Here is a 12,637-nt window from a genome sequence, read left to right on the forward strand (position 1 = left end):
GATGGGGTTCGTCCGTTCGCTGCTCGCGGTTCCCGCCTCGAACCCGAGGATGATCGAGAAGGCGCTCGCCTCGGAGGCGGATGCGGTTTTCCTGGACCTGGAGGACGCCGTCGCGCCGGGGGAGAAGGAGGCGGCGCGCGGGAACGTCGTGCGGGCCTTCACCGGGATGGACTGGCGTGGTAGGACCCCCACCTTCCGCGTGAACGCGCTCGACACCCGGTGGTTCTACGGGGACGTGATCGAGGTCGTCGAGTGGGCGAGGGTTCCCTGTGCGATTATCGTCCCGAAGGTGGGAAGGGCGGAGGATCTCTACGCACTCGACGTTCTGCTCCGGGGGGTGGAGGCGGGAGCGGGTCTCGAGCCGGGCTCGGTCTCTCTCGAGGCCCAGATAGAGAGCGCCTCGGGGCTCGCCCGGGTGGAGGAGATAGCCTTCTGGGGCGGGCGGCTTGAGGCGCTGCACTTCGGACCCGGGGACTTCGCTGCGAGCGTCGGTATGCCGGGGAGGAACATCGGGATCGAGGACGCGTGGGACGAGCTCTACCCGGGACACCGCTTCCACCACGCGATGGCGCGCATCGCGACCGCGGCGAGGGCTGGAGGGCTCCGCGTCCTCGACGGCCCCGTCGCCGACTTCCGCGACGAGGAGGCGCTGCGCAGGAGCTGCCGCGTCGCCCGGGCTTTGGGTTACGACGGCAAGTGGTGCATCCATCCCGCGCAGATAGCGACCGTCAACCGCGAGTTCTCCCCCTCGGAGGAGGAGCTCGAGCGTGCCCGCCGCATCGTCGCCGCCTACGAGGAGGCCGGCCGGTCGGGGGTCGGGGCGATAGCCGTCGACGGACAGATGGTCGACGAGGCCAGCGTGAAGATGGCCCGTCGCACGCTCGAGAGGGCCGGAGAGTAGCCTGCCTGGTGCGGGAGGAGCGCGTCAGGAGGGCCCCGGAGAGGCTCTTCGAAGTTTACGGTCCCCGTCCGGGTTCTCTGACGGTCATAACCGGCTCGATGTTCTCGGGCAAGACGGAGGAGCTGATCCGGCGGGTCCGCCGCGCCCTGTACGCTCGACGCCGGGTGCAGGTCTTCAAGCACGCCCTCGACACCCGCTCGGAGAGAGCGGTCATCCGTTCCCACAACGGCGTGCTGCACGAGGCCCGCGCCGTCGCCTCCAGCGACGAGCTGCTCTCGGCCGTCGAGCCGCAGACCGACCTGGTGGCGATCGAGGAGGTGCAGTTCTTCGACGGGCGACTCGTCGAGGTCCTGGATGGTCTGGCCGATGGCGGCTACGACGTGATCGCCGCCGGGCTGGACATGGACTTCCGCGGCCGACCCTTCGGTCCCGTCCCGGCCCTGCTCGCCAGGGCTGACGAGGTTGTCAAGCTGCGCGCGATCTGCGCCCGCTGCGGCCGGGAGGCCTCCCGCTCCCAGCGCCTCATAGACGGCCGTCCCGCGCCCGCCTCCGCACCGACCATCCTCGTCGGGGCGCAGGAGAGCTACGAGGCCCGCTGCCGGCACTGTCACGAGGTTCCCGGCGAGCCGCAAGTGCCGTAGAAAATTTCGAGGGGAGGAGGTCCGTTTGGAGGAGAGACTGGATGCCGCGCTCGGGGAGGCTTCCGAGACCGATCGCGTCGTCATAGAAAAAGGAGCCCTGGGGCGGGTCGGGGAGGTCTTCGAGGGGTGCTTCGGGGCCGTGCCGGCCGTGATCGTCGCGGACGAGAGGACCTTCGAGGTCGCCGGGGAAGATGTCGAGAGGAGCCTGAAGGCCGCCGGGTGCACGCTCGCAGGACGCTTCGTCTTCCCGGTGCATCCTCCTCTCTTCCCCGACTCCGAGGGCGTCGGAGATCTCAGGGAGTGGCTCCGGGGCAGGGAGGCTGTGCCGGTCGCGGTCGGGGCCGGGACCATAAACGATATCACCAAGCGCGCCTCCCACGAGTGTGGCCGGCCGTACATGGCGGTGGCGACCGCGGCCTCGGTCGACGGGTACACCTCCTTCGGCGCCACGATAACCGAGGATGGGTACAAGCATACCCTGCCCTGCCCCGCGCCCCGGGCCGTGGTCGCGGATGTTGAGGTGCTCGCCGGGTCTCCGGAGCGGATGACCGCCTCCGGCTACGCCGATCTCCTGGGCAAGATCACCTCGGGGGCAGACTGGATCGTCGCCGACGCCCTCGGGGTGGAGGCGATCGATCGGACGAGCTTCGAGATGGTGCAGGGCCCGCTGCGTCGCTGGACCGCCTTGCCCGGCAGGCTGCGTCGGGGGGACGAGGAGGCCGTGGCCGGCCTGATGGAGGGGCTCGTGATGTCCGGGCTCGCGATGCAGCGCTACCGCTCCTCGCGCACCGCCTCCGGCGCCGAGCACCAGTTCAGCCACCTCTGGGAGATGGAGGGGCTCGGGCACGACCAGGACCCGCCGCTCTCGCATGGGTTCAAGGTCGGGGTCGGCACCGTGGCGATCGCCGCCCTCTACGAGAGGATGCTGCTGAAGGATCTCACCGACATCGACGTGGACGGGATCTGCCGCCGCTGGCCGGGGAGGGACGAGGTGGAGCGCCGGGTAAGGGAGGCGCACCCGAACCCCGTGATGGCGCGCGCCGCGGTGGAGGAGTCGCTCGCCAAGCATCCCACGGCCGGAGAGCTGCGCCGGAGGCTCGTGCGCCTCACGCGGGGGTGGGATGCGCTCAGAGGGCGGCTGCGGGAGCAGCTTCTGCCCCCCGGAGAGCTGCGCAGGCTGCTCGCGGAGGCCGGATGCCCGACGAGCCCGCGGGAGATAGGGCTCGGGTGGGAGAGCTTCCGGCAGACCTATGCGCGGGCGCAGACGATCCGCCGGCGTTATACCGTCCTCGATCTCGCGCTCGAGAGCGGGCTGCTCGAGGAGTGCGTCGAGGAACTCTTCGCCCCGGACGGGTTCTGGGGCGGGAGCTCTGCCTCTCCCTGAGGGCTACCGGACGGGACCCGTCTTCGCTACCTGGCCTTCCCAGATCCCGGCTTCCTCGATCCAGGCGAGGGCCGGATCGACGTCGTCGGCGACGAGGGTGACGTGTCCCATCTTGCGCTTCGGGCGGGACTCGGCCTTGCCGTAGATATGCACCTTCGGCGTCACGCCACCGCGGCTTCGCATCCCACCTTTCTCGATCAGCCGGATCAGGGGTTCCAGGTGCTCCCCGAGCACGTTGACCATGACGGCGGGGGTGAGCAGGGTGGTCGGGCCGAGCGGCAGATTGCAGATGGCCCTTACGTGCTGCTCGAACTGCGAGGTAACGCACGCCTCTATCGTGTAGTGGCCCGAGTTGTGCGGCCGCGGGGCGAGCTCGTTGACGTAGAGTTCGTCGCCGCCGGCCCAGAACATCTCCACCGCGACGAGTCCCGCCACGCCGAGCGACTCGGCCACGCTGAGCGCCATCTCCGTGGCCTTCTCCTGCACCTCCTGCGGCACGCGGGCCGGGACGATCGAGAGGTGCAGGATGTTGTCCACGTGTACGTTCTCCGCCGCCGGGAAGGCCGCCGCTTCCCCGTCCGGGGTGCGGGCGGCGATGACCGAGAGCTCCTTCTCGAAGGCTATGAACTTCTCCAGCACCAGGTCGACCCCCGGGCCAAAGAGTTCGGCGAAGGCGGCTTCGGCCTCGTCCTCCGAGTGGAGTACCCGCTGCCCCTTGCCGTCGTAGCCGCCGGTCGCGGTCTTGAGCACGCAGGGGGTGCCCAGCAGGTCCACCGCATCGAGCAGGTCTTTCTCGCTCTCGACCTGCCGGTAGGGCGCCACCCGCACCCCCGCCTCCTCGACGGCCCGCTTCTCGCGCAGCCGGTGCTGGGTGGTGTGGAGCAGACGGCTCCCCTGGGGTACGTACGACTCCTGCTCGAGCATCCGCGCCACGCCGGAGTCCACGTTCTCGAACTCGTAGGTTATGACGTCGGCGGATCTGGCGAGCTCTCTGGCGGCGGCGTGGTCGTCGTAGGCTGCGACGATCTGGGCGGCCGAGACCTGCCCGCACGGGGCATCGGGCGTGGGGTCGAGCGTCACGAAGCGGTAGCCCATGTGCGCCCCCGCGAGCGCCATCATGCGGCCGAGCTGGCCGCCGCCCAGCACGCCTATCGTGCTGCCCGGAAGAACGACCTTCGTCAACCGAGATCACCCCCTTCGATGACGGAGCGACGCATCCTCTCCCGGCGCTCCTCGAGCCTGTGACGGATGTCGGGATCGCTGACGGCCAGGATCTGGGCGGCCAGCAGCCCGGCGTTGGTCGCTCCGGAGCGGCCTATCGCGACGGTCGCGACCGGGACCCCTCCGGGCATCTGGACGATCGAGAGCAGCGAGTCAAGCCCGCTCAGGTTCGAGGACCTCACCGGCACCCCGATCACGGGCAGCACCGTCTTGGAGGCGACCATGCCCGGAAGGTGTGCCGCACCTCCCGCGCCCGCGATGATCACGCCGAGCCCCCTCCCGGCCGCCGTGGAGGCGTACTCGAACATGAGATCGGGCGTCCTGTGCGCCGAGACGACGCGTTTCTCGTAGGAGATTCCGAGTTCGTCGAGCACCTCGCAGGCATGCTTCATCGTCTCCCAGTCCGAGGTGCTGCCCATGATCACACCCACCCGAACGCTCATACCTCTCTTCCTCCGTCAGCAGGGATTCCGGATTTTGGGCCGGGAGACGAGGGATCCCTAGCCTCCCGGCCCAAAGTATAGAGGTTTTCGTGTGCGGACAAAGGGGACGGCGGTGCCTGCGCACCGGGAGATCAGCCTTCCGTCCGAGGGGCCGCGCCGTACTCCTCGTCGGTGACGTGCTCGCCCCAGAAGGCGGCGTTGCCCTCCTCGTCGGTCTGCTGCATCGCCACGTGGGTCATGAAGCGGTCCGGGGCCGCCCCGTGCCAGTGCTCCTCGCCCGGCTCGAAGAAGACGGAGTCTCCGGGCCTTATCACCTCGACCGGCCCTCCCCTGCGCTGGCACAGCCCCACGCCCTCTGTGACGTAGATGGTCTGCCCGTTAGGGTGGGTGTGCCACGCCGTGCGGGCCCCCGGGGTGAAGTGTACGACGCTCGCCGCCAGGCGCGAGGGACCAGAGGGCTCGGCGGCGGTGTCCAGGTAGACGTCTCCGGTGAACCACCCGGCCGGTCCCTTGCCGGAGGGCCTCCTTCCGTTTCTCGTGACCTTCATCTCCACCTCCTCGACGCGACTTTAGCAGTTCGTGCCCCGCGCTTCACGTCAGCGGTACGTCGTGCGCTCCAGCTCCTCGGGGTAGCGGGCGCCCTGGATCTCGATCCTCGAGGCCGCCTCCTCGATCTCTCGCAGATCCTCGGGGGCGAGCTCTACCTCCGTCGCGCCGATGTTCTCCTCCAAGCGCTCAAGCCTCCGGGTGCCCTGGATCGGAACGATCCAGGGCTTCTGGGCGAGCAGCCAGGCCAGTGCGATCTGGGCGGGCGTTGCGTTCTTCCGCCGCGCGATCCCGCCGAGCAGGTCCACCAGCGCCCGGTTGGCCTTTCTCGCCTCCTGCGCGAAGCGGGGGATGGTGCTGCGAATGTCGCCCTCGGCGAAGCGCGCTCCCTCGTCTATTCTGCCCGTCAGGAAGCCCTTGCCTAAGGGGCTGTAGGGGACGAAGCCGATCCCGAGCTCCTCGCACGCGGGCAGAACCTCCTCCTCCGGCCTGCGCCACCACAGCGAGTACTCGCTCTGGATCGCGGCGACCGGATGCACCGCGTGCGCCCGCCGGATCGTCCGCGCCGCCGCCTCGGAGAGGCCGAAGTGCCTGACCTTGCCCTCCCGAATCAGCTCCCCCACGGTGCCCGCGACCTCCTCGATCGGCACCTCCGGGTCGACCCGGTGCTGGTAGAGGAGGTCGATGTGGTCGGTCCCAAGGCGCTCGAGCGAGCCCTCGACCGCCCGCCGGATCTGCTCCGGGCGGCTGTCCATGCCGTTCGCCGGGCTGGGGCGTCCGTTCTCGTCGTAGCGGAAGCCGAACTTGGTGGCGATCACCACCTCGTCGCGCAGCGGGGCGAGCGCCTCACCCACCAGCTCCTCGTTGTCGAAGGGGCCGTAGACCTCCGCGGTGTCGAAGAACGTGACGCCCAGCTCCACCGCCTCGCGGATCAGGGCGATCATCTGCCGCCGGTCGCCGGGGTTGGGGCCGTAGCTCTGGCTCATGCCCATGCAGCCGAGCCCGATCTCCGAGACCTCAAGGCCGCTCCTTCCGAGTCTGCGCTTCTGCATAATGTCTCCTCTCTTTTTGGGTGCCAGCTTTGGGTGCCGGTGTCGTCGTTGCTGCATGCTCTTCAGCCGTCATCCGGGAAGTCGATCGCCACCGGCAGGGATCGCCGCTTCCAGTCTTCGAGGGTGTCAGTGGGCGTTGCATACTTGGCGACCAGCAGCTCGCGGGCGAGGCGATCCTCCGCCGTGTTCGGCTGGACGACCCGGGCCACGCCGACCCGGGTTTCGTCCCCCAGCTCGACGGTCACCTGCGGATGAGCCTGCAGGTTGCGCACCCAGTCGGACCGCTCGCCGCCTCCCGAGAGCAGGTACAGCCGTCCCTCATGGGCGGCGAACCAGATCTCGATGCGGTGCGGCCTCCCGGTGCGGCGACCGGTCGTGGTCAGGTACAGATACGGCCGATCGCTCCATCGCGCCGTCCAGTGGCTTTTGTCTGGCATGCCGCCCCTCTGCGTCATCAACCGGGTTCGCCTCTCACGCCTCCGGGATCTCACGGCCGTACGTTTCCAGGGTGATGCTCTCTGGCTCCGGTCCGCCGCGCACGCCGGTGTCGAGCGCGTCGATGGCCGCCATCTCCTCCGGTGTCAGCTCGAAGTCGAAGACGTCGAAGTTCTCGGCGATGCGCTCGGGCCGGACCGACTTCGGGATCGCGGAGCGTCCCGCCTGCAGGTGCCAGCGCAGCATCACCTGCGCCGGCGTCTTGCCGTGCTGGCGCGCGATCTCGCCGATCGTCGGATCCTCGAGTGTGCTTCTCTCGCTCTCCCGGTAGAAGGTGATCCCGCCGATCGGGGACCACGCCTGCGTCACGATGCCCAGCCCGGCATGCCGCTGCTGCAGCTCCTTCTGCTGGAAGTAGGGGTGCAGTTCGATCTGGTTGACGGCGGGCACGACGGACGCGACTTCGAGCAGCCGGTCGAGGTGCTCGGGCATGAAGTTGCTCACCCCGATGGCGCGCACCTTGCCGTCGGTGAGCAGCTCCTCCAGCGCCCGGTACGCCTCGAGCGTCAGGTCGAAGCGGCTCGGCAGCGGCTGATGGAGGATAAGCAGGTCGATAACGTCGACCCCCAGCTTCCGGCTGCTCTTCTCGAAGGCGTGGAGCGTCGCATCGTGGCCGTAGTCGCTGATCCAGACCTTGGTCTCGATGAACACCTCTTCGCGCGGCACGCCGCTGCGGCGGATCCCCTCCCCGACCTCGCGCTCGTTCATGTAGGACGCGGCGGTGTCGATCAGGCGGTAGCCGGTACGCAAAGCCGCCTCCACCGCCGCCGTGGTCTCCTCCGGCGGGGTCTGAAAGACACCGAACCCGAGCGCGGGCATCTCGACGCCGCCTTTGAGCTTCAGCAATGGTCCGCTCATATCCGGTTCTCTCCCTTCCTGGTTTGGATGGTCTGCCTTCAGGGGCGCGGCACGAGCCTGAGCGTCGTGGCACGCGCCTCGGGGGCGATCATGGGCCGGACGTAGGCCGGGTAGCGGCTGTACTTCTCGTGATAGGCGGCGTCGATCCGGTCGTTGATGGCGGGGTCCTTCTCTTCGACGAAGCCGACCTGTTTCTCGACGCCGCCGGCGCGGATGCGCCCTTCGCCCGTGGCGAGGGCGGTGCGGTACCAGCCTCCGCCGCGCCCGCGCCACGAGCGGACGTAGAGGTCGTCGCCGACGCGCACGACCCAGACCGGCACGGGCCTCCCCGGTCTCCCGCTGTGCCGGAGGGGGGATATCTCGATCTCTTCCGCCCCGCCGATCCCGTCGAGCTCGTCATCCGTCCATTCCCTCATCGCTCCTCCTCCGTAGGTGTGTGGCCGGGGGTGAGGCGGATCCCGGTGAAGCGGGCCAGCTCTTCGAGCAGTTCGTCCTGGAAGCGCTCGTCGTGGACGATCCTGGCCGGCTCCTGGCGGCGCATGTGATACCAGTAGCCGCCGGAGGTGCGCGCCTCCGGGTCGTCGCTGGTGGCGAGCCACACCTGGGTCGTGTGCCCGAGGAGCAGGTCGTCCTGAGCGCCGGGGCCGCCCATCTTCGTCGGCACCCAGCCCGGGTCAACCGCGTTGCTGAGCACGTCCGACCAGATCCGGGCTACGGCCATCGCGAGCGCGGTGACGAAGAGCTTCGAGTCCGAGTAGGAGGCCGTCGCCCGGCTGCCGCTCCAGTCCAGGCCGCCCGGGTCGGCCCTGCCGCCGCGGTGCATGCCGCTGGAGATGTAGATCAGGCGCCGGGGACGCCGGATCCGGGCGGTGAGCAGATACGGGGCAACCACGTTGACCGGCAGCACCTGCGGCCCGCCGCCGACGGCGGCGTTGTGGATCACCGCGTCCATTCGCCCGAGGCGGTTCACCTGCTCCGCGACGCCGAGCGCCTCGCCGGGATCGGAGAGATCCCCGACCACGGCCTCCGCCCCCCGCTCCATAAGCTCGCGCACCGCCTCAAGCCGCTTGCGGTTCCGGGCGTGCACGACGACCTCGTGCCCCTGCTCCAGGAGCGCCCGCGCCGCCGCCCGCCCGAGCCCGTCCGCAGAGCCCGTGACGAAGACGCGCGATGGCTGCGGGCTCACACCCGCTCCTCCTTCCCGGGGGCCGGAGAGGCCGCACGGTCCCTCTCCGTAAGACCGCGGGCGGGCGGAGGCCCGCTCACTGCGGTTCCGTTCCGCCCGTCCCGGTCGGTTCCGTGTCGCGTATCTTTCGTCACTCTACGGCCGCAGCAGCGCCTTGATCGCCCGGCGCTCGTCCATCGCGCGGTAACCCTCGGCGGCCTCCTCCAGGGGAAGCTCCAGGTCGAAGACCTTCCCCGGCTCGATCCTGCGCTGCCAGATCAGGTCGATCAGCTCGGGCAGAAAGCGCCGCACCGGAGCCGGACCGCCGTGCAGGTGCACGTGCGAGTAGAAGAGCTCCTCGCCCGGGATCTCCACCCCGTGCAGTACGCCGACGAAGCCCACGTGCCCGCCGGGCCGCGTCGATCGGATTGCCTGCATCATCGCCTCCTGCGTCCCGACCGCCTCTACGACCGAGTGCGCCCCGAGCCCGCCGGTCAGCTCCTTTATGCGCTCGACGCCCTCATCCCCGCGCTCCTCGACGATGTCGGTCGCGCCGAACTCGAGCGCGAGCTTCTGCCGGTCCTCGTGCCGGCTCATTGCGATGACCCTCTCGGCGCCCAGCTGCTTCGCGGAGAGCACCGCGAGCAGCCCGACCGCGCCGTCGCCGACGACCGCGACCGTCTTGCCCGGACCAGCCTCGGCGGCGACCGCGCCGAACCAGCCGGTGCCGAGCACGTCCGAGGCGGCGAGGAGGTGGGGGATCAGGTCGTCAGAGGGCATCCCCGGCGTCGCGACCAGCGTGCCGTCGGCGAGCGGGATGCGGGCGTACTCGGCCTGGGTTCCGATGGCTCCGATGGGTGCGCGGTTGACGCAGGAGGACTGGTAACCGCTCTGGCAGATCTCACAGGTGTTATCTGAAGCGAAGAACGAGCCGACGACGAACTGCCCCGGCTTTACGTTCCGTACCTCGCTCCCGACCTCCTCGACGACGCCGACGTACTCGTGGCCCATCGGCGTCGGCTCGCTCACCGGGTCGATGCCGCGGTAAGGCCAGAGGTCCGAGCCGCACACGCACGCCGCCGAGAGCCGGATGATGGCGTCGGTCGGCTCGACTATCTCCGGCTCCGGGCGCTCCTCGACGCGCACGTCCCGCGTCCCGTACAGAACTGTTCCTCGCATGGCCTGGCTACCTCCCGTATCGACTCCTGCCTTCGGCGGAGCGAGTCGTTGGATGAAATTCCGGGCTGGATCAGAGGCCCGGCATGAGATCACTCCGCACGCCGGCTATTTTACGGGCATTGGAGCGAAGGCCGGTATAATGATCCTCCAGAACTCTTGGACTATCCTGCAAACCTGCGGAATCGAACGGAGGGACCGGCTGTGGATCAGATGCACAGGAGGTGGGAGATGGAGAGGGAGCGCGACGTACGCCGGGAGCTCGTGGAGCGCGTCGCGCGGGCCTTGCGCGAGGACGGGGCCGTCGATCTGCCCGGCGGGCTGCGGCTGCGTAGAGCCTCCTCACCGACGGAGCCGGACCACGACATCTCGTCTCCTACGCTGTGCATCATTGCCCAGGGTGCCAAGGAGGTCTGGCTCGGTGACGACCTCTACTGCTACGATGCCGACCATTACCTCATCACCGCCGCGGCGCTGCCCATTACGACTCGGATCACGGAGGCCTCGGAGGAGCGGCCCTATCTGGGGGTGGTTTTGGATCTGGACCCCGCGCTCGTCGGTTCGGTGATGGTCGAGGCCGGCCATGCCGTATCCGGGGAGCGCGCCGCCGTGCGGGCCTTCGACGTGAGCCCGCTGGATGAGGGCCTGCTGGACGCCGTCGTGAGGCTGCTGCGGCTCCTGGAGGAGCCGGAGGAAGAGGCAAGCTTTCTCAGGCCGCTCGTCGTCCGGGAGATCGTCTTCCGGCTCCTCCGCGGGGATCAGGGGGCGCGGCTGCGCCAGATCGCCATCCGCGGCGGGCACGCCCACCGCATCGCGAGGGCTATGGAGAGGCTGCGCGAGGATCTTGCCCGGCCGCTCAGGGTCGAGGAGATCGCGCGGGAGCTCGGGATGAGCACATCGAGCTTCCACCACCACTTCAAGGCTGTCACGGCGATGAGCCCCCTGCAGTTCCAGAAGAGGATGAGGCTGCAGGAGGCCCGGCGGCTCATGCTCGGCGAGGGGCTCGACGCCGCTGGCGCCGCCCGCCGGGTCGGCTACCGCGACCCCTCGCACTTCAGCCGTGATTACAGGAGGCTCTTCGGCGAGCCGCCCGCGCGTGACGTCGAGCGGCTGCGGGAGGCGGCCATGGAGCCCGCCGGGCTGTGATTATTCCGGCGCTCACTCCCCAGGCTTGCCGCGACCGTCCGGGGGAGTCGGGAGCCCGATGCCGAAGCGAAGGCTCGCCAGCCGGATGAGAAAGCAGGCCGCCGCTGCGAAGAGCGATGCGGCCGTCGGGTCATACCCGAGCCTGGAGCCCGCCACCGTGATAGACGCCCCGATCAGGGCCGGCACCGCGTACAGCTCGCTGCGCAACACCGTCGGGATCTCGCGAACCGGCACGTCCCTGAGCATCCCTCCCCCGGTCGCGGTGACGACGCCGAGCAGAACCGCCTGAACGGCCCCCACGTTGAACTCGAGGGCTTTAGCCGCCCCGGTGACGCAGAAGAGCGAGAGCCCCGCGGCGTCGAAGACGGCGACCGGCCGGTAGAAGCGTTCTATCGTGCGGTGGAAGAAGAAGGTCGTGAGCCCGGCCAGGGCCGCTGCCGCCAGGTAGCGCCAGTCGCTGAAGGTCGCCGGGGGCAGCGCGCCGGGGAGGATGTCTCGGATGATCCCTCCTGCGAGCCCCACCACCGCGGCCAGCACCACGACGCTGTAGAGGTCCAGCCGGGCGCGCACCCCGGCCAGCCCACCGCTGAGGCCGAAGGCGAAGGTGGCGGTGAGGTCGAGGGCGGGTAGAGGGTTCGGGTCGTGGGCGTCCGGCATGCTGGTATCCTGACCCGGGAGCGGGGATTTCGCGGAACGGCGGGTGAAGAGGAGGGATCGAATGGAGCATGGGGAGGTCTTGCTCCCGGGCGGGCGCGTCCGCCTGATAGACCTGAGCAGACCGCTGGGGCCGACGCCTGGTGAGCCTGCACCCCCGCGGCTGCGCCGCATCACCCACGAGGAGGGGGCGGAGCTCTGGCGGCAGATGTTCGGGATACCGGAGAGCGCCCTGCCTTCGGGGCTCGGCTTCGCCGGGGAGATCGTGGAGGCCTCCACCCACGCCGCGACGCACGTCGACGCGCCCTTCCACTACGCCCCCGTCTCGGAGGGCAGGCGCGCGAGGACCATAGACGAGGTGCCGCTGTCGTGGTTCGTCGGGCCCGCGGTCGTAATCGACGTCTCGGACCTTCCCGACGGGTGCCTGATCCCGGCGGAGGAGCTCGAGGAGCGGCTGGAAGGGATCGGACACACCCCCTCGGCCGGGGACGTCGTCCTCCTGCGCACGGGCGCCGGCGAGCACTGGGGAGAGGAGGAGTTCTTCTGGCGCGGGTGCGGTCTGGGGAGGGAGGCGGTGCTCTCCCTGGTGGGGAGGGGCGTGCGGCTCATCGGGACCGACGCCTGGAGCCTGGACAGGCCCTACCCCATGATCGGTGCGGAGTGGAGAGAGAGGCGTGATCCCTCGCTGCTGTGGCCGGCGCACTTCGCCGGGATGGAGCGCGAGTACTGCCAGATCGAGAAGCTCGCCAACCTGGAGAGGCTCCCCCCGGTGGGGGCGACGCTGGTGTGCTTCCCGGTCAGGGTCGAGCGGGGGAGCGGGGCTTGGGCGAGAGCCGTGGCACTCGTCCCGCCCGAAGGGGACGGCTGAGACCGATCTTTCTGGGTGGCCCGTCTCCATGATTCGGTGGTGTGCCTGTCCAGGCTCTGGCGTATCATCCTTGCATGTCGGGTGGTT

15 protein-coding genes are annotated in these 12,637 nt (G+C 69.5%); 5 read left to right on the forward strand and 10 right to left on the reverse strand.

The window, feature by feature from the left end:
- The first annotated feature begins 1 nt into the window (after position 1).
- From PJB24_RS02865 to PJB24_RS02875, 3 genes are all read left to right on the forward strand, one after another.
- On the forward strand, positions 2-901 hold the full coding sequence (locus PJB24_RS02865) for an HpcH/HpaI aldolase/citrate lyase family protein (protein WP_273842478.1): 900 nt from the start codon (positions 2-4) through the stop codon (positions 899-901).
- 77 nt (positions 902-978) lie between these two features.
- The gene (locus PJB24_RS02870) at positions 979-1,542 is read left to right on the forward strand and encodes a thymidine kinase (protein ID WP_420541878.1); all 564 of its coding nucleotides are present in this window, start codon (positions 979-981) and stop codon (positions 1,540-1,542) included.
- A gap of 25 nt (positions 1,543-1,567) precedes the next feature.
- The gene (locus PJB24_RS02875; protein ID WP_273842481.1) at positions 1,568-2,926 is read left to right on the forward strand and encodes a sn-glycerol-1-phosphate dehydrogenase; all 1,359 of its coding nucleotides are present in this window, start codon (positions 1,568-1,570) and stop codon (positions 2,924-2,926) included.
- A gap of 3 nt (positions 2,927-2,929) precedes the next feature.
- On the opposite strand, the gene purK is transcribed toward PJB24_RS02875, so the two are convergent.
- The 9 genes from purK to PJB24_RS02920 form a co-directional block, all read right to left on the reverse strand.
- Positions 2,930-4,108 carry a 5-(carboxyamino)imidazole ribonucleotide synthase gene (purK, locus tag PJB24_RS02880; protein ID WP_273842483.1) on the reverse strand — a complete coding sequence of 393 codons (1,179 nt, stop codon included), beginning with the start codon at positions 4,106-4,108 and terminating at the stop codon, positions 2,930-2,932.
- Positions 4,105-4,590 carry a 5-(carboxyamino)imidazole ribonucleotide mutase gene (gene purE / locus PJB24_RS02885; RefSeq protein ID WP_273842486.1) on the reverse strand — a complete coding sequence of 162 codons (486 nt, stop codon included), beginning with the start codon at positions 4,588-4,590 and terminating at the stop codon, positions 4,105-4,107. The genes purK and purE overlap by 4 nt, the downstream gene beginning before the upstream one ends.
- A 131-nt stretch (positions 4,591-4,721) precedes the next feature.
- Entirely contained in the window at positions 4,722-5,138 is a 417-nt protein-coding gene (locus tag PJB24_RS02890) for a (R)-mandelonitrile lyase (RefSeq protein WP_273842488.1), read from the reverse strand.
- 48 nt (positions 5,139-5,186) lie between these two features.
- Positions 5,187-6,188 carry an aldo/keto reductase gene (locus PJB24_RS02895; RefSeq protein WP_273842490.1) on the reverse strand — a complete coding sequence of 334 codons (1,002 nt, stop codon included), beginning with the start codon at positions 6,186-6,188 and terminating at the stop codon, positions 5,187-5,189.
- Between the two features lie 62 nt (positions 6,189-6,250).
- Positions 6,251-6,643 carry a nitroreductase family deazaflavin-dependent oxidoreductase gene (locus tag PJB24_RS02900; RefSeq protein WP_273842492.1) on the reverse strand — a complete coding sequence of 131 codons (393 nt, stop codon included), beginning with the start codon at positions 6,641-6,643 and terminating at the stop codon, positions 6,251-6,253.
- Between the two features lie 16 nt (positions 6,644-6,659).
- Positions 6,660-7,541, reverse strand: coding sequence for an aldo/keto reductase (locus tag PJB24_RS02905; RefSeq protein WP_273842494.1), 882 nt, complete (start codon positions 7,539-7,541; stop codon positions 6,660-6,662).
- Between the two features lie 38 nt (positions 7,542-7,579).
- The gene (locus PJB24_RS02910) at positions 7,580-7,957 is read right to left on the reverse strand and encodes a DUF2255 family protein (RefSeq protein WP_273842496.1); all 378 of its coding nucleotides are present in this window, start codon (positions 7,955-7,957) and stop codon (positions 7,580-7,582) included.
- A complete protein-coding gene (locus PJB24_RS02915) occupies positions 7,954-8,727 on the reverse strand; it encodes an SDR family NAD(P)-dependent oxidoreductase (protein WP_273842497.1) in 774 nt (257 codons plus the stop codon). The genes PJB24_RS02910 and PJB24_RS02915 overlap by 4 nt, the downstream gene beginning before the upstream one ends.
- A 135-nt stretch (positions 8,728-8,862) precedes the next feature.
- Positions 8,863-9,885 carry a zinc-dependent alcohol dehydrogenase family protein gene (locus PJB24_RS02920; RefSeq protein WP_273842499.1) on the reverse strand — a complete coding sequence of 341 codons (1,023 nt, stop codon included), beginning with the start codon at positions 9,883-9,885 and terminating at the stop codon, positions 8,863-8,865.
- A 210-nt stretch (positions 9,886-10,095) separates the two neighbouring features.
- Between PJB24_RS02920 and PJB24_RS02925 the strand changes: the two genes are divergently transcribed.
- Positions 10,096-11,028, forward strand: coding sequence for an AraC family transcriptional regulator (locus PJB24_RS02925; RefSeq protein ID WP_273842562.1), 933 nt, complete (start codon positions 10,096-10,098; stop codon positions 11,026-11,028).
- A 12-nt stretch (positions 11,029-11,040) separates the two neighbouring features.
- On the opposite strand, the gene PJB24_RS02930 is transcribed toward PJB24_RS02925, so the two are convergent.
- Positions 11,041-11,685 carry a trimeric intracellular cation channel family protein gene (locus PJB24_RS02930; RefSeq protein ID WP_273842500.1) on the reverse strand — a complete coding sequence of 215 codons (645 nt, stop codon included), beginning with the start codon at positions 11,683-11,685 and terminating at the stop codon, positions 11,041-11,043.
- Positions 11,686-11,746: 61 nt separating this feature from the next.
- On the opposite strand from PJB24_RS02930, the gene PJB24_RS02935 reads away from it, so the two are divergent.
- On the forward strand, positions 11,747-12,550 hold the full coding sequence (locus PJB24_RS02935; protein ID WP_273842503.1) for a cyclase family protein: 804 nt from the start codon (positions 11,747-11,749) through the stop codon (positions 12,548-12,550).
- Positions 12,551-12,637 lie beyond the last annotated feature (87 nt).

Source organism: Rubrobacter calidifluminis, assembly GCF_028617075.1.
Taxonomy (GTDB): domain Bacteria; phylum Actinomycetota; class Rubrobacteria; order Rubrobacterales; family Rubrobacteraceae; genus Rubrobacter_E; species Rubrobacter_E calidifluminis.